This window comes from Nostoc paludosum FACHB-159 (genome assembly GCF_014698835.1).
Taxonomy (GTDB): Bacteria; Cyanobacteriota; Cyanobacteriia; order Cyanobacteriales; family Nostocaceae; genus Nostoc; species Nostoc paludosum.
Genome location: NZ_JACJTU010000015.1, coordinates 19417 through 43637, shown reverse-complemented (window position 1 = coordinate 43637; position 24221 = coordinate 19417). Strand labels below are relative to the sequence as shown.

Annotated in this window: 25 protein-coding genes; 19 read left to right on the top strand and 6 right to left on the bottom strand. The window is 42.0% G+C overall.

Annotated elements, in window-relative coordinates; all coding sequences use genetic code 11:
• The first annotated feature begins 203 nt into the window (after positions 1-203).
• Positions 204-917, top strand: a complete 714-nt coding sequence (locus tag H6H03_RS16895) for a DJ-1/PfpI family protein (RefSeq protein WP_190956239.1) — start codon at positions 204-206, stop codon at positions 915-917.
• 258 nt (positions 918-1175) lie between these two features.
• Here the strand turns inward: H6H03_RS16895 and H6H03_RS16890 are convergent, their stop codons facing one another.
• Positions 1176-1847, bottom strand: a complete 672-nt coding sequence (locus H6H03_RS16890) for a LuxR C-terminal-related transcriptional regulator (RefSeq protein ID WP_190956238.1) — start codon at positions 1845-1847, stop codon at positions 1176-1178.
• 100 nt (positions 1848-1947) lie between these two features.
• Here H6H03_RS16890 and H6H03_RS16885 point away from each other — a divergent pair, with 100 nt between their 5' ends.
• The gene (locus H6H03_RS16885; RefSeq protein WP_190956237.1) at positions 1948-2604 is read left to right on the top strand and encodes a DUF3386 domain-containing protein; all 657 of its coding nucleotides are present in this window, start codon (positions 1948-1950) and stop codon (positions 2602-2604) included.
• A 299-nt stretch (positions 2605-2903) separates the two neighbouring features.
• Positions 2904-3290, top strand: coding sequence for a hypothetical protein (locus tag H6H03_RS16880; protein ID WP_190956236.1), 387 nt, complete (start codon positions 2904-2906; stop codon positions 3288-3290).
• A gap of 55 nt (positions 3291-3345) precedes the next feature.
• Here the strand turns inward: H6H03_RS16880 and H6H03_RS16875 are convergent, their stop codons facing one another.
• From H6H03_RS16875 to H6H03_RS16865, 3 genes are all read right to left on the bottom strand, one after another.
• Positions 3346-4146: an ABC transporter permease gene (locus H6H03_RS16875; protein WP_190956235.1), complete on the bottom strand. Its 801-nt coding sequence runs from the start codon at positions 4144-4146 to the stop codon at positions 3346-3348.
• A 49-nt stretch (positions 4147-4195) separates the two neighbouring features.
• Complete coding sequence (locus H6H03_RS16870) at positions 4196-5014, bottom strand: ABC transporter permease (protein WP_190956234.1); 819 nt, start codon at positions 5012-5014, stop codon at positions 4196-4198.
• 119 nt (positions 5015-5133) lie between these two features.
• Entirely contained in the window at positions 5134-6126 is a 993-nt protein-coding gene (locus H6H03_RS16865) for an ABC transporter ATP-binding protein (protein ID WP_190956233.1), read from the bottom strand.
• Positions 6127-6365: 239 nt separating this feature from the next.
• Here H6H03_RS16865 and H6H03_RS16860 point away from each other — a divergent pair, with 239 nt between their 5' ends.
• The 4 genes from H6H03_RS16860 (at position 6366) to H6H03_RS16845 (ending at position 10947) form a co-directional block, all read left to right on the top strand.
• Positions 6366-6758, top strand: a complete 393-nt coding sequence (locus tag H6H03_RS16860; RefSeq protein WP_190956232.1) for a carboxymuconolactone decarboxylase family protein — start codon at positions 6366-6368, stop codon at positions 6756-6758.
• A 149-nt stretch (positions 6759-6907) separates the two neighbouring features.
• Positions 6908-7729: an alpha/beta fold hydrolase gene (locus tag H6H03_RS16855; RefSeq protein WP_190956231.1), complete on the top strand. Its 822-nt coding sequence runs from the start codon at positions 6908-6910 to the stop codon at positions 7727-7729.
• Between the two features lie 111 nt (positions 7730-7840).
• A complete protein-coding gene (locus H6H03_RS16850; protein WP_190956230.1) occupies positions 7841-8956 on the top strand; it encodes a redoxin domain-containing protein in 1116 nt (371 codons plus the stop codon).
• A 905-nt stretch (positions 8957-9861) separates the two neighbouring features.
• A complete protein-coding gene (locus H6H03_RS16845; RefSeq protein ID WP_190956229.1) occupies positions 9862-10947 on the top strand; it encodes a phosphate ABC transporter substrate-binding protein in 1086 nt (361 codons plus the stop codon).
• Between the two features lie 135 nt (positions 10948-11082).
• On the opposite strand, the gene H6H03_RS16840 is transcribed toward H6H03_RS16845, so the two are convergent.
• Positions 11083-13011: a serine/threonine protein kinase gene (locus H6H03_RS16840; RefSeq protein ID WP_190956228.1), complete on the bottom strand. Its 1929-nt coding sequence runs from the start codon at positions 13009-13011 to the stop codon at positions 11083-11085.
• Between the two features lie 586 nt (positions 13012-13597).
• Between H6H03_RS16840 and H6H03_RS16835 the strand changes: the two genes are divergently transcribed.
• Both H6H03_RS16835 and H6H03_RS16830 read left to right on the top strand, forming a co-directional pair.
• On the top strand, positions 13598-14878 hold the full coding sequence (locus H6H03_RS16835; RefSeq protein ID WP_190956227.1) for a DUF4255 domain-containing protein: 1281 nt from the start codon (positions 13598-13600) through the stop codon (positions 14876-14878).
• Complete coding sequence (locus tag H6H03_RS16830; protein ID WP_190956226.1) at positions 14875-16857, top strand: ATP-binding protein; 1983 nt, start codon at positions 14875-14877, stop codon at positions 16855-16857. The genes H6H03_RS16835 and H6H03_RS16830 overlap by 4 nt, the downstream gene beginning before the upstream one ends.
• A gap of 367 nt (positions 16858-17224) precedes the next feature.
• Here the strand turns inward: H6H03_RS16830 and H6H03_RS16825 are convergent, their stop codons facing one another.
• Positions 17225-17644, bottom strand: coding sequence for a GFA family protein (locus H6H03_RS16825; RefSeq protein WP_190884670.1), 420 nt, complete (start codon positions 17642-17644; stop codon positions 17225-17227).
• 208 nt (positions 17645-17852) lie between these two features.
• On the opposite strand from H6H03_RS16825, the gene H6H03_RS42045 reads away from it, so the two are divergent.
• The 10 genes from H6H03_RS42045 to H6H03_RS16775 all read left to right on the top strand — a co-directional run bounded on the left by H6H03_RS42045 (position 17853) and on the right by H6H03_RS16775 (position 24220).
• Positions 17853-18014: a hypothetical protein gene (locus tag H6H03_RS42045; protein WP_190956338.1), complete on the top strand. Its 162-nt coding sequence runs from the start codon at positions 17853-17855 to the stop codon at positions 18012-18014.
• Positions 18015-18271: 257 nt separating this feature from the next.
• Complete coding sequence (locus H6H03_RS16815) at positions 18272-18634, top strand: hypothetical protein (protein ID WP_190956225.1); 363 nt, start codon at positions 18272-18274, stop codon at positions 18632-18634.
• A 213-nt stretch (positions 18635-18847) separates the two neighbouring features.
• A complete protein-coding gene (locus H6H03_RS42040; RefSeq protein ID WP_190956224.1) occupies positions 18848-19288 on the top strand; it encodes a GFA family protein in 441 nt (146 codons plus the stop codon).
• A 180-nt stretch (positions 19289-19468) separates the two neighbouring features.
• Positions 19469-20227, top strand: a complete 759-nt coding sequence (locus tag H6H03_RS16805) for an alpha/beta fold hydrolase (protein ID WP_190956223.1) — start codon at positions 19469-19471, stop codon at positions 20225-20227.
• 174 nt (positions 20228-20401) lie between these two features.
• Positions 20402-20809: a nuclear transport factor 2 family protein gene (locus H6H03_RS16800; RefSeq protein WP_199338969.1), complete on the top strand. Its 408-nt coding sequence runs from the start codon at positions 20402-20404 to the stop codon at positions 20807-20809.
• A gap of 17 nt (positions 20810-20826) precedes the next feature.
• A complete protein-coding gene (locus tag H6H03_RS16795; RefSeq protein ID WP_190956222.1) occupies positions 20827-21390 on the top strand; it encodes a DJ-1/PfpI family protein in 564 nt (187 codons plus the stop codon).
• Positions 21391-21498: 108 nt separating this feature from the next.
• Entirely contained in the window at positions 21499-21891 is a 393-nt protein-coding gene (locus H6H03_RS16790; RefSeq protein WP_190956221.1) for a YybH family protein, read from the top strand.
• Between the two features lie 89 nt (positions 21892-21980).
• Positions 21981-23249 (top strand): glycosyltransferase, encoded by a 1269-nt coding sequence (locus tag H6H03_RS16785; protein WP_190956220.1) that lies wholly within the window; start codon positions 21981-21983, stop codon positions 23247-23249.
• Complete coding sequence (locus H6H03_RS16780; protein WP_190956219.1) at positions 23230-23385, top strand: hypothetical protein; 156 nt, start codon at positions 23230-23232, stop codon at positions 23383-23385. The genes H6H03_RS16785 and H6H03_RS16780 overlap by 20 nt, the downstream gene beginning before the upstream one ends.
• A gap of 37 nt (positions 23386-23422) precedes the next feature.
• On the top strand, positions 23423-24220 hold the full coding sequence (locus tag H6H03_RS16775; protein WP_190956218.1) for an oxalate:formate antiporter: 798 nt from the start codon (positions 23423-23425) through the stop codon (positions 24218-24220).
• Position 24221 lies beyond the last annotated feature (1 nt).

The window sequence follows — 24221 nt, the reverse complement described above, 5'->3', positions numbered from 1 at the left end:
TTATCGGTAATTAGGGTTTGCTCAAAAACTAACAAAGATCGATTAGTTATTTAAACAAGTGTAAGCTGATTGCGAAAAGCAGCTAAAGCCTGAAATAAGGCATGAAGAGAATTATTGAAATTAAACTGTACTCGTTCGAGGACTGGGCAAAATTGATTGTCACTTTTACGATATTCCATAACAATCATTCAAAGAAATGAATTATGACAAATCAAGCTAAATATCACATTGGTCTACTTATTTATCCTGGGATGACTCAACTTGATATCACCGGGCCGCATCAAGTATTCGCTATGATGCCTGAAACTTGCGTACATCTATTGTGGAAAAGTTTACAGCCAGTTACCAGTAGCGAGGGAATGACGATATTACCTACAACTACCTTTGAAAACTGCCCATCGCTGGATGTTTTGTGCGTACCTGGGGGTGCTGTGGGACAAGTAGAAATGATGCGGGATACAGAAGTGTTGGAATTTCTCAGGCTACAGGGAAAAACAGCAAAATATATTACCTCTGTTTGTACTGGTTCTTTGATTTTGGCGGCGGCTGGGTTATTGCAAGGATACCGCGCTGCTTGTCATTGGGCGTTTCGCGACCAGTTAGCAATGCTGGGGGTTGAGGTGGGAACTGAGAGAGTAGTAGTTGACCGCGATCGCATTACGGGTGGTGGTGTGACTGCTGGCATTGATTTTGGCTTGGTAGTTGCTGCTCATCTGTGTGGCGAACAAACAGCTAAGTTAATTCAATTGCTGCTAGAGTACAACCCTGCGCCACCTTTTAATAGTGGTTCGCCAGAAAATGCTGGAGAGGCTTTAGTTAAACAGGTGAAAAAGTTCGGGGAGAAGCTAATTGAAGCATCCCTTGTACAAACAAAGGAGACGGCATCAATATTATCCATTCAAATTCGTAATTCGTAATTCGTAATTCGTAATTAAGAATTCATAAATTATGAGTTCTTAATTAAACTATAAACGTACAAGCTCCTTAATTTATTAATCAAAACACAAATTCATTCATTATTCAATTCCCTATCTTTAAGTATGGGGTAACAATTACGAATTACGAACTACGAATTACGAATTATTCCGTTGGCGCATAAGGCAATTCAAAGTACTCACTAAATGTATAGCTTGTACTCGGTTGCAAAATGCGCGGGCGACTCATAAATTTATCCTTTATGAAACTTGTATGTCTTGCAGTTTTGCTACCAATTCTGCACGCGCTGAAACCTTCAATTTACGAAACATTCTCTTCAAGGCTTGCTTGACAGAATTTTGAGTAATCCAGAGTCTTTCGCCTATTTCTGCATTCGTTAATCCCTGTCCTACCAATTCGGCAATTTCTAATTCACGGGCTGTGAGAGGACTTGCTAAAAGCGAATTGGAGATTTTTGATTTTGCGCGTAGGGTTGCCATTTTTGCTGACAAATGAATGCATAAAGCGCTCAAGTCAGCTAAATCATTGCCATTAAAAGGGGGATTTCCCTTGTCACGGGCGAGGTTGAGGGTTCCGATAAGACGACCATCGCAAACAATTGGCCCAGTCATGACGTGTTCGTGGTCATGGCGGGAGCAAAAATGCTTCCAGTCTGCTGGAGATAATAATAATTGCTCGTGAGCCGGAGCGTGACGCTCAACTACGTAGCGTCCCACTGGATTGCTCTCTAAGCATACTGCTGGAATGCCCGGAATATCAATCTCAGCGGTTGGTTGTTCGTCTAGGAGGTAGATACCCCAATTTTGCACGCCAAAATGGTCGCTAATTTTGTCCGTGAGAGCCAGTCTTAATTCTTGCTCGTTTTGGACGTTAGCGATCGCATGAAATACGGCGTGAAGAGAATTAACCATAAGTGTACCCAGTTGGGGACTATCCAAGCCTCAACAATTACTTCTATGCTAATACCAAGAATACTAAAACGCTAATTACAGTAGCGACTAGGAGAAGCACATGACAGTTACACAACTCTCTGCTCAGGAACTTTTCCGGGCTGCTTATGAGAACCGCTATACTTGGGACAAGAATTTTCCCGGTTACACTGCAAATATTACCTATAAGCATGATGATAAAGTCTTCACAGGCAAAGTAATTATCAGCGCCAACCTCAAAGCCGAAGTTTTGGACGTAGAAGACGAGTCTGCAAAGCAAGCAATTCACGGCCAAGCATGGGAAATCGCTATTCACCGCGTCCGTCGCAGCTTTGAAGACACTCACAGCGCCAATACCTTTAGCTATGGTAAGACTGACGAAACTGGTGCAGTTGAACTTTTAGTGGGTGGTAAGGCTGACGGCGATAAATACAAAGTCCGCAATAATGAAGTGTGCCACGTTCACCGTCTGATTCACGGTACTTTTGTGACAATTGACACCTTCAGTAGCCACGACACTGGCGAAGGTTACTTGTCTCACACTTATGATTCTGTCTACCACGACCCCAAAACTGGGGAACAAAAAGGCGGTAGAAGCGAATTTACCGATGAGTACGAAAAAGTTGGCGATTATTTCATCTTAAATCGCCGCGAAATTCGCACCGAAATAAATGGTGAAGTATCGATTCAAGAATTTGTTTTCTCTGATATCAAATTGTTGGAACCTGTTGCTGCTTAAGTTATATTTGGCATTTTAAATTAATAGCGATCGCTCTTGATTTTACAGGAGCGATCGCTTTTATTTTTTGGTGGTTTTATTTATAGAAATTGAAAGTCTATCATCTCAGATACAATCAATATATAAAAAGTCAACTCTTTCTATTTGTTCTAATCACATACCACGTCGAAGAAAAATATTTTCATTGCAAGAAAAAAGTAAGTGGAATTTACTGAACTATATTTTTATATACCGAGATACCATAATTGCTTATGTGGAGTTGGAACTTTCAATAAGCGAGTTATAAGGAGAAGATTAAAGTGGTTAAGAAGACTGAACGTTACATTCCTTCAGAAGATGAGTATCTTCAAGCATTTTACGCTATTTATAATGAATTGACCCCTGGGCATCAAGCCATATTAAATAAACTGTATCAGCATTGTTACTTGATGAAAGACAACCGCCGATTACGTACTTGGGAATTATCTGAAGCCGCGGGATACAATGGTGAATCTGCTGGTCAGATTGGTATTTTAGGTGCAAAATTTTGCAAGTTTTTTGGACTAGAAAATAAAGAGTTTGGACAGCCAGCACTAGCAATAGTTAGTTGGTTTAAAGATGAAACAAATAGACATTGGTATATCGAACTAATTCCTGAAGCAGCTAGAGCATTCAAACGATTTCGCCTTGAAAATTTTACAATTTAGGCATAACATAAAATTGATAATATGCACTATTTTTTCAGATATATATACAGTGCTATTAACTACCAGTTGAACAGTAGTATCGTTCTCCTAGTTTCCAAAGCTGAAGCGCAACTATCAAAAATAAAATCCCTGCCAGTGGAGAGACGTAACAAAACCACAAAGGTACTGAAAACGTATCTTGTTTTTCCAACACTGCAAGCAGAGGAAAATAACTTACGCAAGCAAGTGGTATGAAGTAAGTGAAAAATCTTTGAAACCACTTAGTATAAATTGAAAAAGGATATTGAGCAGTTTCTACTCCTCCGTATGTAAGAATATTCATAATTTCCAAAGATTCAATAGTCCAGAATGTGATAGTTGCTTGGACAATAACGATACCTAAAAATAATGCGATCGCACCAATAAATGAAGTGCCTAAAAGCCACAATATTTTAATACTAAAAGAGATATGGAGAGTAGAAAGCGACCACCACATAACGGCAATTCCTTGAGAAAGCCTTCCGAGTCTTTTTAAGGTAAATTCTGTGCCTAAAAGTTGAAGCACTGTAGCGCGTGGACGAAGCAGTAATCGGTCAAAATCACCGTTTTTAATTATTCTTCCAAATGAATCAAAACCTCGTCCTAAAGCATCAGCACAGGCAAAAGAAATATTAACCATTCCATAAAATAGCGCAACTTCACTTAATGTCCACGTGCCAATACTATTAAAACGGCTAAAAAGTGCCCAGATTCCGAAAAATTCTATTCCAGTTCCTAAAAGTTGCCCTAAAACTTGAAGTAAAAAGGAAACTTTGTACTGCATTTGTGATTTTAAAGATATGGAGATATACCGAAGGTAGAGGAAAAAATTATTCATCAGAAATTACGAATTACGAATTACGAATTACGAATTAAAAATTATATGTTCATCCTCCTTGAATAACAAGCTTTTTCACACCACGCTTCACAAGGAAACGCCCAATAATAACTATTGCAAATATCCAGAAAGTTTGATGTAGCAACACATTAAGTAGTTCATTTGGTGGAAGATTACCAGTAAAAAGTCGAAAAGGTCGATCCATAAGTCCTGAGAAAGGAAGTGCATTTAATAAAGGCTTAATCCACTCAGGAAAAAGTGGCAAAGGAACGATCATACCTGAAAAAAAGATAATCAAAGTGGGGAGAATAGTATTAATTCCTTCGCCCGAAAGCGTCCACATCATTGATATAGTAAGAAGCATTGTTAATGCAGATGAAAGTAAAATTGCAGCAATAAAGGAGAGAAAAAAGGCAACAAAAGCAGCAAATGAGGGTGGGAAAAAAAGCGATCGCTCTCGAAACCCTATCAGCGGAAAAATCAACATTGTGATGGAAAGAAGAGGAATAGCACGCAGGATAACGGGTGCTGTGCGAAGCGCCAAAGCACGAGTAAACCAAAAATTATAAAGGTCTGTGGGTCGCAGAAGATCGTAGCCTACCGCACCAGATCGGATTAAATCTTGAATCTCGCGATCGCCTGACCAAGGTGCAACCGCCATCAAAAACGCTTGTCCCAGCCATATATATCCGACAGCTTCCTGAAGCGTCATCGGTTGAGTAGAGGTTGTATGAGTGAAAAACGCCTCTAAAACCATTACTTTCACAAATCCCCAAAAAAACTGAGTTGCAACCCCAGCCAACGCAGCTGTCCGATATTGCAACAACAGCGCAAATCTAGCAATAAACAGCGACCAATAAGCTTTCATACTAATAGCAAATTGAAAAAACATATTATTAAAACATAAAACAAACTATTATAAATATGTCTTAATTTTTTAAGTATTTATCAATTACGAATTACGAATTACGAATTACGAATTACGAATTAATATAAAATTCCTCCTGACTTGGCATAAAGTTCAGCAACTATTTCCTCAATTGGTGGATTTTCGACAAAAAGATCCGCGACTTCGTTTTTTGAGGTAACTTGACTAATTAGAGATGCAGCAGAAATTTTTGTGGGATCGAAAGCCAGAGTTACAGTACGACCTTCTTTAGAGATGATACTAACTCCTTCTTCTTCAAAAAAGAAATCGTCATTTATCAGGTCTATTCTTAAATAGCGACGCGAGGAAACTTGAGAACGCAATGCTGCCAAAGTTCCATCACAAAGAATTTCACCACCACCAATAATAATGATGCGATCGCACAATGCTTCGATATCATCCATATCATGAGTAGTTAGGATAGTAGTTACTTGATGAGTTTTATTCAGCGTTTTAATAAATTTTCTCACCGCCAGCTTTGAAACCGCATCAAGTCCGATAGTTGGTTCATCAAGAAATAGAATTTCCGGTCTGTGCAACATTGCGGCTGCAAAATCACATCGCATCCTTTGACCGAGGCTTAACTGTCTCACGGGAGTATTGATAAAACTCTCAAGACCAAGTAAATCAATCATTTCTTGGCGTGTTTTGCGATATTCTGAATCAGGAACGCGATAAATATCCCGCAGTAAATCGAAAGACTCAATGACTGGTAGATCCCACCACAGTTGCGATCGCTGGCCAAACACTACTCCAATACGACCAACATGGCGGATTCTATCTTTCCAAGGAGTTCGCCCGCCAATTATACATGTTCCGCTTGATGGTACTAAAATACCACTTAAAATTTTAATGGTAGTCGATTTTCCCGCCCCATTTGGGCCGATGTATCCTACAAGTTCTCCCTGTTCAAGGGAGAATGAAACTCCTTTCAAAGCATGGACAACTGTTGTTTTTCGCTCCACAAGACCTTTGATTGAACCAAAAAATCCAGAGGAACGTTGAGACACAAAAAAACTCTTTTTCAAGTCTTCGACAAGAATCTGAGGCATATAAGAATCCTATTTGACTTGTGAAATTAATCGTGGAGGCAGGTAAATTGTACTGAGCGTACCCCTACGGGGAAGCAAGCTACGCGTAGCGTCTCGTAGAGAAGTCGAAGTATAAGTAACAGATATTTTTAAGGAATAATTTAAGATTCTATATATTACTGGTCTTTTATTCTTAGTAAGATGCTCTATATGACAATTTAAGTGTTCCCACTTATTGGAAAATTGAATTATATCGAAATATGACTAAGCTAATTGAGTACGAAGAAGCCAGCGAGGAAGTGCGTGCAGTATATGATGATATCCGCATCACACGCCAAAATGATTATATCAATAATTTCTGGAAAGCCATAGCGAACCATCCTCCCACCTTGCAACGAACATGGCAAGCCGTGAAGGAAGTGATGACCACCCCTGGTGAAATTGACCCATTGATGCGCGAACTGATTTATATTGCCGTGAGTGCGACAAATGGCTGTGAGTATTGCATTGCCTCGCATACAGCAGCGGCGCGTGCCAAGGGAATGGATGATAACATGTTTGGGGAACTAATGGCGATCGCTGCCACTGCCAATATGACTAATCGCCTTGCCAACGGCTATCAAATTCCCGTGGATGAGCGATTCAAAACATAGAAATTCCTACTTGAAAAATATAGCAGGCAACAAGCAATAGTCAAAAAAAAGAAAAAGCTTTCACAAATGATTTAGGACTGCTATCAGCAGATAAGCATTTTTTATTTCGCCTTTTGCCTTGACGCTAGCTATCTATATAAATATTTACTATGCCAAAGGTTCAAATTAACGGAATTGATTTATTTTATGATATTAAAGGAACGGGCGAACCTTTAGTATTAATAGCTGGCTTTCTTTGCGATCATGCTTATTGGTCGCTGATTATGCCATCTCTGATTTCAGAATATCAAGTTATTCGCATAGACAACCGAGGTATGGGGCGAAGTTCTGCTCCCGAAAGCAAATATAGTATTAAACAGATGGCTGGTGATGTTGCAGCATTGTTGGATTGTATCGGCATTGACAAAGTGCATTTAGCAGGTCATTCAATGGGTGGTCAAATTGCCCAAGAACTAGCATTAGCATACCCTCAAAAAATACAAAGTTTGATGCTACTTTCATCTTTGGCAAAAGGCGATGAATTATTCAACAGCATCATAGAAACTTGGGGCGACCTTCTTAATTATGTAGACTTGAAACTATATGAAAAAATCGTATTGCCTTGGATATTTACAGATGCCTTCTATTCTATTCCTGGAATGATTGAAGGTTTAATTGAATTTGCTATCAGATATCCCTTTCCACCTGCAACTCATTCACTGTATCATCACAGCCGAGCCATGCTTGACTTTGACACAATAGACCGCCTTCAACAAATTCATTGTCCTACGTTAGTTTTGGTTGGGAAACAAGACATTCTCACTCCGCTCAAGTTTTCCCAGCAACTTGCTCAAGGTATTCCCAACGCTGAACTTGTAGTCATCGACCGTGGCGGTCATGGCTTTTTAATTGAGTCTTCAGATGTTGTAGTTTCAGCAATGCTTAATTTTTTACGAAAGTTAAAGCCTGCTTTTACTAATTTTGGGTTTTAGTCATTAGGCAATTCTTAATATCATTGAAAATCATTTAATCCAAAATTTGCAAATCCTACGACCGATTCGTGAGTCCAATCGAAAATCTAAAATCTAAAATTACTTAATCCTATGCAAACTCTTAGTGTTGGCGATCCAATTCCCTGGTTCATTATTCCCTCAACTTCAAATCCAAGTTTTCATTTTAATTCGGTTGGCGGATACCGTAGCGTTTTGTTTTTTTTCGGAAGTTCTAAAAACAATTATAGTCGCCAGATTATTGATGAATTCTCTAAAAGACAGCAACAGTTGGCTGCCTACCAAGTGCCATTCTTTGGTGTCAGCATAGATCCAAATGACACTTTTATGGCAGAGTTAATCGAAAATAAAACTTATTTCAAATTTCTTTGGGATTTTGAAGGAAAAGTCAGCTTTCAATACGGTGTTTGCCAACCAATAAGTCAAGGAAGCAAGGAATTACAATACAGACCAACAATTTTTATTTTAGACGAAAATTTACGAATTATCAAAGTTTTGCCAATTTCAGCTACTACTAATGCTTGCGAGGAAGTATTTAATTTTATCAAAAGCTTACCTGCGATCGCTGAAAATATTCCCGCAGCCAGACAAGCACCTGTTTTATTTATACCGAATGTTTTAGATCGAAGTTTTTGCCAGCATTTAATTGATTTGTACGAAGCAGATGGTGGTCAAGAGTCTGGATTTATGCGACAAATCGACGGCAAAACAGTTGGGGTTTATGACTATGAATTTAAAAAACGTCGAGACTATTTAATTTCTGAACCTCAATTATTAAAGCAAATCAATAATCTGATTATGCGACGGGTTAAACCAGAAATTGAGAAGGCTTTTCAATTTACCATCACTCGCTTTGAACGTTACCTAGTATCCTGTTACGAAGCAACGGATAAAGGCTTTTTTAATCGTCATCGTGATAACACTACAAAAGGCACTATTCACCGACGGTTTGCTATGTCATTAAATCTCAATACCGGTGCTTATCAAGGCGGTGATTTGCTGTTTCCAGAATATGGACTCCAGCTTTATACTCCAAATGCTGGAGAAGCTGTGATTTTTTCTTGTTCCTTGCTGCATGAGGCTACCCCTGTCATCAGCGGACGGCGCTTTGTTTTGCTGTCGTTCTTTTACAACGAAGAAGATGCTAAGATCCGCGAAGAAAATAGTAAGTATCTTGTACTTAATAATAGCGAAGCTGATAATCAGTAAAAAAAGTAGGTTTTTATAGCAGGGAAGAGACAACAGCCTTAAAAGTTTGTTTTTGCTGATATTTTAACTGTGCTTTATACCTTTTTTGGAGATAAGGATTTTATACTCTATTGACCATAACACCCAGACACAACAGGCTTTCTTTGCCTGTTTCCTGTTGCTATTCCCTAATATAGGAGTCCGATTTGATTATTAAAAAAATCTAAGTATCTGTAGGGTGCGTTATTGCGAAGCATAACGCACCATTCTTAAGGATTTGGTGCGTTAGCCTTTGGCGTAACGCAACGCCAGTCCGTTCAAGTCGGGAAACCCGCCCACACGGCTGGCTCCCCTACGTATATTTCAAAAATCAAATATGAGTCCTATATATGTGTCAGCTGCGTCGCTATTTATTGGATAATTTATCCTTGCTATTCTCTAACTGTGGTTATAAAAATAGCTGAAGTACAAGTTAGTTAAATAGCTGTTATTTGCTGTTTATTTAGGCTAATTTTAGGGATTTAACTAAAGGTCTGTAATATTTTATAGTGAGTATTGTAAATTACTGATACATTCTTTTTTAATATATTTAGTTGATTATTTGCATCTAAAATAAGAGACATAACAAAAGTAATTTATTCAGTATAGTGCTATTAGGGAATGTGATAGGATGCTAAAGGTTCCAAATAATATGCTAGCTTTTACGCTAACAAAGGAGCTTTCAATTAATAAAATATTTTAATATTTATTGTCTATTTATTGTAGGATGGGGTCTCATCTATCCTGTGGACTGGGAAGGCTAGAAAGCTTACCCTACAAGTAGCACTACTTTATTTCTCGGAGTTACCCAAACACTTCCCTGTATAAATTACAGGTCATTCTCTGATGAATGCAGTTTGTCAAGAGAGGTTATAAATCGTAACAGTATGGATAACGATCGCAAACTTAAGTTAAGGGCAAAGAGTGTTGTAATAAATAGTTTTATCATTTTAGCTGCCCTTGGGGATGCTTACCTAATGTGGGCACTTTGGCCTAAAACTTGTCCAACAGACCATCAAAAACTGAATAATTCATGTGTGTTAATTACTTCTCATAGTAACTTAACAATTTCTCCTAAACCTACAATTTCTCCCCCTACTTCCATTCCTCTTTATCGTACCTTTGCTGATGTACCTAACATTCCCCAGGGAAGATTTAGATACGGTGGGTCTACAAGTTTTGCACCGCTTAGGTCTCCAGCAATAACGGCGCAAATTTTCCAAGCTCATCCAAGATTTGAGTTAAGCTATGCTGCTCCACTCCTAGCAACTGGCATTGGTTCAGGTACTGGAATAAAAATGCTTTTAGAAGGTCAATTAAGTTTTTCTCAATCTTCCCGACCTGTAAAAACAGAAGAATTTCAAGAGGCGAAAACAAAGAATTTTCGGCTAGAACAAATACCTGTTGCTATTGACGGAATTGCTTTTTACGTTAATCCTAATTTGTCTATACCTGGTTTAACAGTGTCTCAAATTAAGGATATATACACTGGCAAAATCACAAACTGGAGCCAAGTAGGTGGCCAAAATCTGGAAATTAGTCCTTTGAGCCGCGACCCCAAAAGTGGGGGTACTCCTGAATATATTCAAGAAACAATTCTTGGTAATGAAGCATTTGCTGAAACTTTGAAACCTTATGTGCAAGACACGACAACTGCTATACGAACAGTTGCTAAAACTCCTGGCGGAATTAGTTACGCTACGGCTTCAGAAGTTTGTAACCAATCAATTAAGCCTCTTTCCATCGCAAGGGAGCCTAATCAAGATTTTGTATCTCCTTGTATAGGAAAGAAAGTCAATAAAATTGATTTTGCCAAGGACACTTACCCGTTAGTTAGACGGCTGTTTGTCGTAATTAAGCGAGATGGCAGCTTGGACGAACAGGCAGGAGTAGCTTATGTTAACTTAATGTTGAGCGACCAAGGTCAACAATTATTAAATCAAGCTGGTTTAGTACCCATTCGCGATTTGTGAAAATTCAATCAAAATATTGGCGTTGCAGAATCAGAATATGAAATGCCAAAATTACCTTTCCTTTTCTTTGTACCTTTGCGCCTTTGCGACTTTGCGTGAGACAAATTCATATTTTCAATCAGCAACGCCAAAATATTAGCTGTAAATGCGATCGCTATTAGAGAAACTTTGCTCGTTGGTTGAGTTTTTAGAAGATTGCCATTGAGTATATATAAAGGTTACCACCGCTAAACTCAGTCCAATTGCTAAGATGACTCCCAAAATTCGCAAGAAATTAGGAGTATTTCCCGTAGCTGACTGGTCATTTAGCCTTGGTTGGTAAATAGTGTCATCAGTTGGTGCGTGTGGCCTGTTTTGAGGAGATACAGGTCGCGGTTGATACAAAGTTCTATCTACTGACGGTTCTGGTCTGCCAGTATTAGACGCAGGCCGGGGTTGATACAATGTTTTATCTGTTGGTAGTGGCGGTGTACTGGGATTAGAAAGAGGTCGCGGTTGATATAATGTCTTATCTGGTGGTACTTGTACTCCGCCTTGATTGGGTGTAGGTCGCGGTTGAAATAAGGTTTTATCTGGTGGTACTTGTACTCCGCCTTGATTGGATGCGGGTCGCGGTTGAAATAAGGTCGCATCCGGTTTGCTGGGATTGGGGTTATTCACAGGATTTTGTTGAGGATTGTTACTCTGTGGTTGGTTTTGCTCAACTGGGTTAAAGGGTCTAGGAACAGTTTCGTGATTTGAACCTTGATTTTGCCTAGTAGGAAGGGGAGGAATAGTTTCCTCAGGTTGGCTTTGCTCAATCGGGTTAAATCTGGGAATGGTTTCGTGGTTTGAGCCTTGATTATAGGCATCTGGAGGGCGAATAATTGTGTCGTCGTCCGATTGTCTGGGAAGAGTTTCGTAATTTGAACCTTGATTATAGGCGTCTGGAGGACGAATAATTGTGTCGTCGTCTGATTGTCTGGGAAGAGTTTCGTAATTTGAGCCTTGATTATAGGCAGCTGGAGGGCGAAGAATGGTATCGTCGTTCGATACAGTTTCGCGATCTGAACCTTGGTTGTAAAGAGGTCGTGGCGGCTGGACAGCAGCCTGTCCTGGCATATTATTACTAGGAGTGGCAAATTTGGCAGCAGCTTGCAAAGCGCGATCGAGTTCTTCTACACTGGCAAATCGGTTGACTGGGTTCTTGTAGAGGCATTTCATCACCACCGCTTCCAATTGTTCGGGCAAATTTTCACAACCTGGTTGCTCGCGCAGTGGTTTTGGTGGCTCATAAGCATGAGCTAATACCCAGGAAGCTTCGCTGATATGACTACCCTTAATACTAATCCCAAATGGATCGGCTGCACTCAGCATTTCATAAAGGATAATCCCCAAGCTATAAATATCACCCCTAGCATCCAAATTTTTATCGCTTTGGATTTGTTCCGGAGGCGCGTAACGAAATGTACCAATAAATGTACTGGTGATATTTGTAATACTAGTGTTTTCCGAAGATTCGTTACGGATTTTGGCAACACCAAAATCTAAAATCTTTACCCACTCTCCCAAATCCGTAGGTACCAAAAATATATTATCTGGTTTCAGGTCGCGATGAACTACCTGAATATGCTCAGCGGTTTTTCCGCCGTCCCGTTGCAGAGTTACTCCTTTATGGGCAAGTTGTAGACCTTTGCAAACTTGCGCCATAATTTTTACACTGCGCTCCACTGATAGCCGCTTTTCCCGCAGCAATAATTGTCTGAGGGTTTGTCCCCGTAAATATTCCATCACGTAAAACGGAAAGCCTTCTGGGGTGACTCCACAATCACTAATTTTCACGATGTGGTCGCTTTGCAGGGCAGCACAGACAGCTACTTCACGCTCAAAACGCTTTCTCATTTCTTGTGAAGCCACCAGCGTATCTTTGAGCAACTTCAACGCTACCTGCTGACCTACACGGGTGTCCATTGCCAGGAAGACTTCTCCCATGCCACCTCCGCCTAACCGTCGGTCTAAACGATACCGCTGGTTATCACCTACGAAGCGACCATTCCAAGAATTTGAAGAAGGTGGGGATTTCATCAGGGGGAACCCATCCTAAGTTATTTTAAGGTGTTAAGTTTAGTTAAAGATAGGACTATAGCAATCCACTTTGATTTTTGAATTCCTACAGTTTAGGTAGGGGGTAAACAATCAGGAATCAGGTTGTGCCAGTAGTACGGGGTTTTTTCAAAAATCAAATAGGAATCCTATACGATTACGTAATAATTCAGAGGTTAGGGACAAAGTATCTTAACTAAGCTCCTCATTTCTTACAGTATTACAAATTTTTTGTTTATTTGATGTTTATTATGTAAAGTCTTAGTAATTTATATTACTTATATTTATCTAGTTACACTCAGCTTAGCATATTAGGAACTTAAAATAATGAGAAGAATTTGATAAAATGCTTAAAATTAGGACTGGCGATCGCTAAAATTGGTTCCTGATAAATACTGAGCTACGGACTAAAAATAGGGGATTAGGATCGGGAATTAGCGATTGAGAACTGGAAGTATATTCGTAGTACCCAGTCCCCAGCCCTGATATTTAAAGTTTTGCAAAATATCTTCTGTGAATGTGTCCTGGCGTACATGATTAAAATGTGCTATTGCCATGAGGAACGAGGATGAGTAACGTACTCTCTATAGCCGCAGTGACAGCAGTACTAAAAGTTTTGCTGGAAAACGGTTTAGTCAGCGATCCGATCGCTGCTAGTGTTGGTGATGTAATTGTAACTGCCCTACCGCCCGATCGAATTTCAGTTGAAGCTGACGAGCGAGCTCAACTCAACCTCTTTCTCTATCAAGTGACGCAGAATCGCAATGTCGATTGGGTATCTCAAGAATTTCGTAGCAGGCACTCACGGCTGAATGGAAATTTGCCCTCTAGCACTCCACCACTTGCTCTCGATCTCCATTATTTATTAACAGCCTACGGAGCCAAGGATTTCCAGACAGAGCTTTTACTCGGTTACGCAATGCATTTGTTACATAAAACGCCATGTATTACAACGGAGATTATTGAAAATACTCTGAGAAATGCATCTACAACTAATACTTCCACTGCTTTTTCCCAAGCTGTAGCTGGGGTGTCTGTATCTGATTTAGCACAAGCAATTGGGCAAATCAAACTGACTCCAGAGTTTTTTAATATGGAAGAAACTTCTAAGTTATGGTCTGCTTTACAAACTCACTATCGGCCTTCAGCTACCTACCTAGCATCAATGGTATTGATTGAGAGTAGTAAATCTGATAATCTTGAAGGTTTCTACATGATGCCCTTGTCTCAACCGAATATTGAGCAAGTGATACCTCTGGAAAAAACTGAACATCAGCAAATGATTGTTGCTGGCACAACATTAATGATTCGTGGGAAGCGGTTACGCGGTGATATCACCAGAATCCGATTGGGTAACACGGAGACATTACTAGTACCTCAAGATGTTAAAGAAACGCAAATCAGCTTGTTAGTGCCAGCAGATTTGTATCCAAGCGTGCAAAGTATCCAAGTGGTACATTTGCCAATGGGCTACACAGGACAAACGGATGGGATAGTTGAATCAAATGTTGCAGCTTTTGTGCTCCATCCAACAATTACGGCATTCGTTGGTGAAGTGGAAAAGATTGGTGACAATTTACGCTCAGCAGCAATTACTGTTAAATTCCATCCCAAAGTCGGCAAAGCACAGCGTATAGTTTTGTTGCTCAGTGATGTGTCAGCCCAAACTTTGGTAGCTTACTCTTTCTTAGTTGCATCACGCACTGAAGATACTGATGCAATTACAATTCCTGTTCAAAATGTGAAGCCAGGAACTTATATTGTACGGGTGCGGGTAGATGGCGCCGAAAGTCCATTGCACAAAAATCAGTCTGGAGAATATGATTCGCCACAGGTGACAATTTCATGAACTCTACAACTATCGATTGGGATCGGGCAAACTACCGCTACCTATCAGCAGCCCTAGCCATAGTCCGGGGGATTTTAGAAGATCGCACTGCGACGCAAAATCAATCTGAGGCGAAAAACCACGAAAATTTACAGCAAGCACTCCAAGAAGCTGCTGCTGCTATGCCTGCACCATCGGCATTGGATAGAGTCTGCAAAATGTTTAGGCTTTCATCCTTTGAGAGGGATTTGCTGTTGTTGTGTGCAGGCATGGAATTGAATGGAGATTTTGGCAAATTATGTGCGAAAATACACGGCGATGCACAGCGAGCTTACCCAACTTTAAGTTTAGCTTTAGCAACTTTACCTCATGTTCACTGGGATGCCATCGCCCCAAATGCTCCCTTACGTCACTGGCGATTAATTCAAGTTGGTGATGCCCACGCCCTCACCCTCAGTCCCCTCAGGATTGACGAGCGAATTTTGCATTATCTCACAGGCATCCAATACCTTGACGAACGCCTAGCTGGCATCATTGAACCATTACAAGAAGTCAGCGATTTAGTACCTTCCCACCAAGAGCTAGCAGAGCGAGTTGCAGCCGTGTGGTCGCAAGCTCATAAGATAAATAGCTTGCCAATAGTGCAGTTATGTGGTAATGAAACTAGCAGTAAACGGGCGATCGCTGCTAGAATTTGTCAACTCCAAGGTTTGAGTTTGTGGGTAATGCCTGCACAAGTTATTCCCCAAGCACCAAGCGAGTTAGATAATCTCATCCGGTTGTGGACTCGTGAGACGATTTTAAGTAGCTGTGCTTTACTTCTGGATTGCAACGAACTCGATAGCAATGATACAGCCCGGTTGAATGCGATCGCTCATTTCATCGAACGCATCAACGGCTTTTTAATCATTACCAGTCGGGAACGAATGCGCCTATCACAACGCTTGGTAGTTAGTTTTGACGTACATCAACCAACAATCAAAGAACAAGGTGTAGTTTGGCAAGATGCCTTAGCGGGGATTGCACCACAAATGAACGGGCAAGTAAAAACCTTGGTAGATCAGTTTAATTTGAGTGCTGCAACTATCCGGGCTGCTTGTGCACAAGCCGCAGGGCAACTAGCACAAAAACCAGAAAACGATATTGGTGAAATTTTATGGGATGCTTGTCGCGTCCAAGCACGTCCGCGCTTGGATGAACTCGCCCAACGAATTGAGCCGTCTGGTGATTGGGACGACTTGATATTACCAGAACCACAGAAACAAATTCTCCGTGAAATTGCGGCACACGTGCGGCAGCGGAGTACTGTATATAACAATTGGGGTTTTGCTGGCAAAGGCGGGCGCGGATTGGGAATCAGCGCCTTATTTGCGGGTAGTAGCGGCACAGGTAAAACCCTGGGGGCAGAAGTGCTGGCACATAGATTGCGCTTGGATCTGTATCGTATTGATTTATCATCCGTAGTTAGTAAGTATATTGGCGAGACAGAAAAGAATCTGCGACGGGTGTTTGATACCGCCGAACAAGGTGGAGTAATTTTGTTGTTTGATGAAGCAGATGCCTTGTTTGGCAAACGCTCTGAAGTCAAAGATGCACGCGATCGCTATGCCAACATCGAAGTCAGCTACTTGTTGCAACGTATGGAAAGCTACCCAGGTTTAGCAGTTCTCACTACCAATCTCAAGAGTGCAATTGATACAGCCTTCCTACGGCGGATTCGTTTTGTGGTGCAATTCCCCTTCCCCGACACAGCACAACGAGCCGAGATTTGGCGACGCGTCTTTCCACCCAACACACCAACCGCAGACTTAGATGCCCTGCAACTGGCGCGGCTAAATGTAGCTGGCGGTAATATCCGTAATATAGCCTTAAATGCAGCTTTTCTCGCTGCCGATGCCGGCGAACCCGTGCAGATGAAACACGTATTACGGGCTGCTCAAACAGAATATACCAAATTAGAGAAGCCTTTAACTGACACTGAAATAGGCGGGTGGACGTGATTTGATAGCGTAGCTTGAAATAGGAAATGGGATTAGGAAAAGAATATTATTTACTAGAAATTTATGGAGCGATCGCAGTTGGATGTAAAATTTATTAAACTCAAAGATTGAACGTACATATTTAATGTTTTTGACAGCTAAAAACCAGCGATCGTACTTAGGCAATTAGAACTGCTGTCAAGTAGTTTACGGTATTTATCTTCCGTCGGGTTAAGGTCAACAAATTATCAAGTAGATAATTATAAGTAATTATTATTACTGCTATGTCTGCTGGTTAGAGTTTGGCGATTTAAAAGTATTATAAGCTACAAAATATTTGGTAGTTGCTGTTCTTTCAAAAACTTTTTGGTTTACTGTTAGACAACTCTTACCATGATTCTGGATACTCGGCATGAGTTGGCAGTCCTCCGCTCGTGCAACCCCATGACGCTCTAGATGCCCAGAAGATGTGATCCGTCGGTGTAATCGGTGGTGCTGTATCTAATGAGCCACCTGGAATCACCATAAATCTGCCATTGCGCGTTAGGCGAGGAATCGGACAGCCGCAATGACGACAAAACCACTTGCCGAAGCTCTGTGCGGTGGGAAGGTCATACCGGGTAATATCCTCCTCTCCTGACAGCCATCGAAACTGACTCGGATCAATAGTTAGATTGGTCGCATGACCTGTGCCCGTACTCTTGCGACACCGTGAGCAGTGGCAATGAGCCATTTTCTGAAAGGGTGGGTCAACCTCAAAGGTGATTGTTCCGCAAAGGCAGCCGCCGTGAATACTTGACTCATCCATTCGCGCTCTCCAAGTACCTGATGATTCAACGTTACGATTGCTCGATAATACCCTGACTTTCCAAAATTATCCCGATTCTACCATCAAAAGCTGCCTACCTCGCTTTTCCTCGCTTTCTGCTTGCCGATCTCCTTGCTTTACCAGGGCTGACCCTGATTGAGTTCCAGCTTACCGTTGTAAATGTAAGTGAACAACCAACAAAGACACGATCGAAACGATCGCACGATTAAACTCAAACCTGAATTTACTGAAGCGCAGGAATCGCAATCATGAAGATGATGAGATATATGGTGGTAGCGGTAAAGACAGGATCTATGCTGGAACAGAAGCCGATCTTGTAGAGGGTAATAAAGGCAACGGCAAACTTTAAACCACCCGATCGCCAAACGACAATGCAGCTACAAGACGGTCGTATCCTTGCCTGATTGTCTGCCCCAAACTACACTCACTGTTGGTTTAAACGAAGGGGGTTCTATTCCTTGGACGCGGCGGGATATTTTGGTAAAACTCAAATCTTATGTAATACCTTAGGAGGCGATCGCTATGACCGAAGAATTCTACCCCATGCAAAGCAGATGCTCCTGTAAGCTTCACATATCGTCTAACGACTTGTTCTAAAGGAGACTAATGAAAAACCTTGCACCAAACATTTTTCGACAGCGACTGCTCATCGAAGGTTTTTACACAACTGATATGAGCGAAGCAATCTTAGAAAAATATCTTCTCAATGTTGCTGCACATCTTGACCTTCGTACCTATGGTAAACCGATTATTTTCTCACCAGCATCGGGTATGGGTCGAGATGAGAATGCAGGATATGATGCTTTCGTTCCATTGATCGACTCTGGTATCTCAGCCTATGTTTGGAGTAATGCCCAGTTTTTCTCGATTGTTATCTACACTTGCAAAGGTTTTGATGAAAAGGCAGCAATTGAATTTACACGAGAATACTTTGCAGTTTCTGGGGAGATGGTCAGTGTATCGTTCTAACATTTGCAGCACAACGATTCAAATGCAGCGGACACGTGATACCATTTCACAAAAAATATGATACAGATGCAAACGCCCAAACCTATGCTAAGTCTTACTTTCTTAATTTTGAATTTTGAATTTTAAATTTTGAATTGGTATGAGATCCGGTTTGCTTTGTTTCATTTCTCTGCTGCCGCTGATTTAAGCCATTAAGTATTAAAAGAGGAGTCTATGCAACTGCTTACTGGTCGCTGCCTTTGTGAGAAAATTGCCTACGAAATTGAAGGCGAACTTGGTCCAATCTTTCATTGCCACTGCTCAAAATGCCGACGGTGGCACGGTGCAGCATTCCGAAGCCGGGCTACAATCAAAGCATCGCAGTTCAAGTGGACTAAGGGCGAAGAACTGTTGTCTCGGTATCACTCGTCAGAGTTTGTTGTAAAGCATTTCTGCTCAGTTTGTGGTTCAAATTTAATCAGCACGTATGAGAATGACCCAACTAAGATTGGGGTTCCCTTGGGTGGCTTGGAGCAGGCACCGAACAACGAACCAGAAGGGCATTTTTTCGTTGGCTCGAAGTCGCCCTGGTTTAAGATCACCGACGGTCTACCACAACACGACACTTGGCCAGGTTCTCATAGCAAAGTTCGTGAGACAAGTGGCGATACCTAACAACGATATAGCAACGAACTACTGGTTTTTACTCGTGTGGTGTTTGAGTTTGGTTTGCAGCCGCTGAATAGTACCGCTATGTGGCTGTCATTTGAGGGGACAATCGCGAAAACCTATCTACCAAAGTTCGAGATTAAAGTAGCGTGAGATTACTAGGGGCAGTTAATTGATGAAGTAATTATGGACAACATCTATCAAGTATTGGGGGACTCAGAGATGGATTTAGCTTTTGTACTCATTCATGGTGGCGGATTGGATACATGGGTTTGGGAACGAATGATGCCACTGCTTGATTTTCCTGCCCTTGCTGTAGGTCGTGCGGCTCCAGGCACAAACCTGAATCGCCTGACTATCACTGACTCTGCACAATACATTCAGTCTCAAATTGAATCGTCTGGCTTTCAAAAAGTCATTGTGGTCGCCCATTCGATTGGAGGTGTTCTTGCCCCCACCGTTGCAACATTGTTACCTCAACGAGTGGCACACATCGTTTTCGTGGGTGCGAATATTCCACCAGAGGAAAAACCAGCGATTTCTATTTTCCGTCCATCTGAACGGTTTGGAATTGCCGTGTGGCTGCGATTAACTGCATGGAAGATGTCTTTCACGGATAAAGCCATAGAAGAGGATATGCGGAAAACGCTTTGCAATGATATGGATGAGACAACTGTGCAACAAGTTCTGGCAGGTGGTAAGCATCCAGAGCCACCTGCGTTATTCTATGAGCCTGTTTCGCGGCAAAAGATGCCTTCCATTTCTTGTACCTACATTAAGTTGCTAAAAGATCAAGGTATCCTGCCACCGTCAAGACAAGATGAGATGGCAGCCAATATTGGAGCGAAGGTTTTAACCCTCAATACAGGACATACAGCGATGTTGAGCCGTCCTGATGAACTGGCAGAGTTGTTAAATGGGGTTGCAAGTGAGGTAAATGTTTAACTATAGCAGTCCTATTTGATTTGTGAAAAATATGGATAAGGAAACGAACCGCAAAGTACGCAAAGTACGCAAAGGGAAGAAAGAAGAAAGAGAAATGTAATTTTTACAAATGATTTAGGATTGCTATAGAGTAGCGATCGCGGCTAAACCTTTGATTAATAGAGAAGGCAAATTATGACAACTGGCTCAAATGATATTTTGATAATTGCAATCAACTATTTGAAAGCCATAGAAGCAGATGTATCAGTGGAAGAATTGGCAAGTTACTATTCTGAGGCAGTCGAGCAAATCGAATATCCAAACCGTCTCATACCACAAGGGGCAAAGCGAAATCTGAGCGATCTAAAAGAAGGCTTCTTGAAGGGCAAGACATTACTCGCGAGTCAGACCTACGACATTCAAAAAAGCTACGTTGTTGAAAATACTGTCATTCTGGAAACCATTTGGACTGCAAAATTGGCAGTCGCTTTGGGACAAATCCCGATTGGAGGCGAAATAAAAGCCTACTTTGCCCAATTTATCGAATTTGAAGACGGAAAAATTATTCGCCAGAGAACTTACGATTGCTTTGAACCTTTCTAAAAGGATGTAATTCGTTTATGAAGCTAGCAATTGTTGCTTTTGAGAATTTCACTGATATTGACGTATTCCTGCTGTGGGATTTGCTAAATCGCGTTACTGCGTCCGACTGGAGCGTACAGATTTTGGGAGAACAGACTCATCATACCTCGCGATCGGGTTTAACCATTCCAATGCACGGTCATGTTCAACTGGCGAATACTTCAGATGTGGTTTTGTTTTCCAGTGGTTCTGAGACGCGCCAGAAGATGAAAGATGCAGATTACCTCAGTCAATTCAATCTGAACCCAGAACATCAATTGATCGGTTCCATGTGTTCGGGTGCATTAATTCTTGCAGCACTAGGGCTACTACAAGGCAAGCAAGCAACTACCTATCCGACTGCTAAACAATTACTGGAGAATTTTGGTGTTTTCGTTGTCGAGCGATCGCTTGTAATAGAAGATAATATTGCAACGGCGGCTGGTTGTTTAGCTGCCCAATATTTAGCGGGATGGGTGATTGAAAGAAAACTAGGAATCCAGATGAAGGAAACTGTTTTAACCTCTGTTTTACCAGTTGGGCAGGGTCTTTCTTTTCACTAAGCAGGAGCAATATCCGGGCAGTAGTGATGAGCGATCGCCTCCTCTCTAGCCTGAAACGACGCAATTCTCAAACCCAGTCATCATCATTACCAAAAAGGAGTCATTATTATGGATGATCACGCTGTAAAGCAAGAAATAGCCAGAGCAGATAAAGCAATCAACGATCGCGATTTTGATACTGTCGCTAATTGCTATACAGAAGATGCCGTATTGGTGGTTAAACCTGGGACGCTGGTACAAGGTCGCGAAGCGATTAAAATAGCTCTTCAAAAGATTTCTGATTACTTTAACAACAGTCTTAAGGTATCCCAGGGTGACATGGTGATTATTGAGACAGGAGACATCGCGTTGGTTTTATCAAAGACTTATATTGAGTCTCCTGACAAACCCGATTCAGAGTTTTCCACTGAGAGAAAGGCAATTTACGTCTATAAAAAGACGACTGACGGAAAATGGCTCTGTGCGATTGATAACTCATATGGTGTAGAACTCATCTCCTGAAATCAGTCGTGTACTGACCTCTGCTGGAATAATTTGCGACCGACTGATGATAAATAGGGGGACATAGTTATATCATCCAACCTAAAACCATGCACATCACTATTTTAACCACAGGTTCCCGTGGAGATATTCAGCCGTATCTTGCACTAGGACTGGGCTTACGGCAAGCAGGTCACTGCGTTCAAGTTGCAACCCATCTGCCGTTTGAGGCGCTGGTTCGCAATCACGGGCTAGCGTTTGCCCCGGTTGCGGGCGATATGCAGGCGTTACTCAGTGGAGAAGACGGACAAAAACTACTAGAGTCGGGTGGTAATCCGATCGCTTCAATTCGTCAGTTTGCCAAAGCCGTAGAAACGTCAATGACCGCAATGCTCAACGATTTTTGGTCTGCCTGCCAGCACACAGATGCGATCATTTCTTCCATTACCACAACCGCAGGCTACGACATTGCCGAGAAGCTAAACATTCCCTTCTTTTTAAGCAGCCTACTTCCCATCACTGCCAATTCAGATTTTCCCTTTCCCACAACTCCACCAGGGCTGCGTCTAGGACGAGTTTATAACGCGCTAACCTATCCCCTGATCGGTCAAATCCTCTGGCAAACGTTTCGCACATCTATCAATCGCTGGCGGCAATCCGTTCTGGAGCTTCCTGCCGTTGGGTTGTTTTCTGAACCATTTCGCCGCATGGAGCAAGCCCAAATTCCGATTCTCTATGGCTACAGTACAACGGTGATTCCTAAACCTGCAAACTGGTGCGATCGCCATCACGTTACGGGATACTGGTTTCTTGACGCTGCCCCAGACTTTGTGCCCCTTGCCGATCTGGTAGATTTTCTAGCTGCGGGTTCTTTGCCAATTTGCATTGGTTTTGGCAGCATGACTGGGCGCGATCCCGCTACAACAACTGAGATCGTGCTAGCTGCTCTTGAGCAAACGGGGCAGCGAGGTATCCTCTTAAGCGGTTGGGGTGGAATTGGGCAAATGGCTCTGCCCGATACGGTCTTTCAGCTCGAAGCCGTTCCCCATGATTGGTTGTTTCCCAGAGTCTCTGCGGTTGTCCATCATGGCGGCGCAGGAACAACCGCAGCAGGGTTGAGAGCAGGTGTTCCTGCCATTGTGATTCCATTCTTCAGCGACCAACCCTTTTGGGGAGATCGCCTTGCCAAACTAGGGGTCGCACCCCAGCCAATTCCGAAAAAAACGTTGACGGTAGAACGGTTAACGACTGCCCTACAAGCAGTGACAGCCGATCGCACGATGCGATCGCAAGCGGCTACCATTGGTGAAAAAATTCGGGCTGAAGATGGTGTACAAGTCGCAGTTGCGGCATTTCATAATGCACTTAACCTTTGCTAAGAACCAACAAGTTTTTACGAGCGTGCGGAAAATTCTGCAACCATTTGGCGGAGTTTGGATTACGCCTGATTTAGTGGTTACCCAAAAGGCAGGCATCGGAAAAATGCGGCAAGACCCTGCTGCATCCAGCAGATAGATAAAATTGCTGTAATAAACTCAAACATTAGATTCATATGAAAATTCCATCCACTGCACTGACACCTCATCGAGCGTTCATCAGCAATGCTATTCCTCATCTGGCATTAGATCAACGACTGGTTGGCGTTGCCGTAGCAGGATCTTGGGCAGAGAACTCAATGGATGAGTTTAGCGATCTCGATTTGATCATTGCGGTAGAGCCTGAAAGCTTTGAACAGGTCATGTTTGAGCGACAGAGCATTGCTGCATCGTTGGGAGAGTTATTGGCATCGTTTACAGGTGAACACGTGGGCGAACCTCGCGTATTGATTTGCCTGTACAACTCGCCTCTACTGCATGTTGACCTTAAGTTTATCTCTCTTGCTGATGCTGAAAAGCGGGTGGATGAGCCAGTGGTTTTGTGGGAACGCGATCGCCGTCTGTCACAGGTCTTTGCCTCCAGCACCGGTGCATATCCCATGCCGAATGAACAGTGGATCGAAGATCGATTTTGGATCTGGATTCACTATGGCGTTGGTAAAGTTGCGCGAGGAGAACTGTTTGAAGCACTGGACTTGATTTCATATCTGCGCGGCACTGTTCTGGGTCCTTTGGGGCTATTGCGATCAGGATGCAAACCTTCCGGTGTTCGGAAGATTGAACAACTCGCCCCTACCTTAGCTGAAGCTCTTAAAGGCACGGTGGCTTTGTACGAACCCGAAAGTTGCTATTCAGCATTAGAACGCTGCATCGAAATTTATCGATCGCTCCGTTCTATGACTATTATCCCTCATGAATTTGCTGAGGAAGCTGCTGTTGAATACCTCAAGACGATGCGCGCCTGTCAAATCTAAG

Excerpts from the sequence above, each read along its gene's own strand:
- H6H03_RS16785 (WP_190956220.1), top strand. The coding sequence starts at position 21,981 with ATGCACATCACTATTTTAACCACAGGTTCCCGTGGAGATATTCAGCCG.
- H6H03_RS42040 (WP_190956224.1), top strand. The coding sequence starts at position 18,848 with ATGCAACTGCTTACTGGTCGCTGCCTTTGTGAGAAAATTGCCTACGAA.
- H6H03_RS16855 (WP_190956231.1), top strand. The coding sequence starts at position 6,908 with ATGCCAAAGGTTCAAATTAACGGAATTGATTTATTTTATGATATTAAA.
- H6H03_RS16830 (WP_190956226.1), top strand. The coding sequence starts at position 14,875 with ATGAACTCTACAACTATCGATTGGGATCGGGCAAACTACCGCTACCTA.
- H6H03_RS16795 (WP_190956222.1), top strand. The coding sequence starts at position 20,827 with ATGAAGCTAGCAATTGTTGCTTTTGAGAATTTCACTGATATTGACGTA.
- H6H03_RS16845 (WP_190956229.1), top strand. The coding sequence starts at position 9,862 with ATGGATAACGATCGCAAACTTAAGTTAAGGGCAAAGAGTGTTGTAATA.
- H6H03_RS16805 (WP_190956223.1), top strand. The coding sequence starts at position 19,469 with ATGGACAACATCTATCAAGTATTGGGGGACTCAGAGATGGATTTAGCT.
- H6H03_RS16800 (WP_199338969.1), top strand. The coding sequence starts at position 20,402 with ATGACAACTGGCTCAAATGATATTTTGATAATTGCAATCAACTATTTG.
- H6H03_RS16875 (WP_190956235.1), bottom strand. The coding sequence starts at position 4,146 with ATGAATAATTTTTTCCTCTACCTTCGGTATATCTCCATATCTTTAAAA.
- H6H03_RS16860 (WP_190956232.1), top strand. The coding sequence starts at position 6,366 with ATGACTAAGCTAATTGAGTACGAAGAAGCCAGCGAGGAAGTGCGTGCA.
- H6H03_RS16890 (WP_190956238.1), bottom strand. The coding sequence starts at position 1,847 with ATGGTTAATTCTCTTCACGCCGTATTTCATGCGATCGCTAACGTCCAA.
- H6H03_RS16840 (WP_190956228.1), bottom strand. The coding sequence starts at position 13,011 with ATGAAATCCCCACCTTCTTCAAATTCTTGGAATGGTCGCTTCGTAGGT.
- H6H03_RS16815 (WP_190956225.1), top strand. The coding sequence starts at position 18,272 with ATGAAAAACCTTGCACCAAACATTTTTCGACAGCGACTGCTCATCGAA.
- H6H03_RS16865 (WP_190956233.1), bottom strand. The coding sequence starts at position 6,126 with ATGCCTCAGATTCTTGTCGAAGACTTGAAAAAGAGTTTTTTTGTGTCT.
- H6H03_RS16895 (WP_190956239.1), top strand. The coding sequence starts at position 204 with ATGACAAATCAAGCTAAATATCACATTGGTCTACTTATTTATCCTGGG.
- H6H03_RS16780 (WP_190956219.1), top strand. The coding sequence starts at position 23,230 with ATGCACTTAACCTTTGCTAAGAACCAACAAGTTTTTACGAGCGTGCGG.
- H6H03_RS16850 (WP_190956230.1), top strand. The coding sequence starts at position 7,841 with ATGCAAACTCTTAGTGTTGGCGATCCAATTCCCTGGTTCATTATTCCC.
- H6H03_RS16790 (WP_190956221.1), top strand. The coding sequence starts at position 21,499 with ATGGATGATCACGCTGTAAAGCAAGAAATAGCCAGAGCAGATAAAGCA.
- H6H03_RS16775 (WP_190956218.1), top strand. The coding sequence starts at position 23,423 with ATGAAAATTCCATCCACTGCACTGACACCTCATCGAGCGTTCATCAGC.
- H6H03_RS16870 (WP_190956234.1), bottom strand. The coding sequence starts at position 5,014 with ATGAAAGCTTATTGGTCGCTGTTTATTGCTAGATTTGCGCTGTTGTTG.
- H6H03_RS16825 (WP_190884670.1), bottom strand. The coding sequence starts at position 17,644 with ATGGATGAGTCAAGTATTCACGGCGGCTGCCTTTGCGGAACAATCACC.
- H6H03_RS16835 (WP_190956227.1), top strand. The coding sequence starts at position 13,598 with ATGAGTAACGTACTCTCTATAGCCGCAGTGACAGCAGTACTAAAAGTT.
- H6H03_RS16885 (WP_190956237.1), top strand. The coding sequence starts at position 1,948 with ATGACAGTTACACAACTCTCTGCTCAGGAACTTTTCCGGGCTGCTTAT.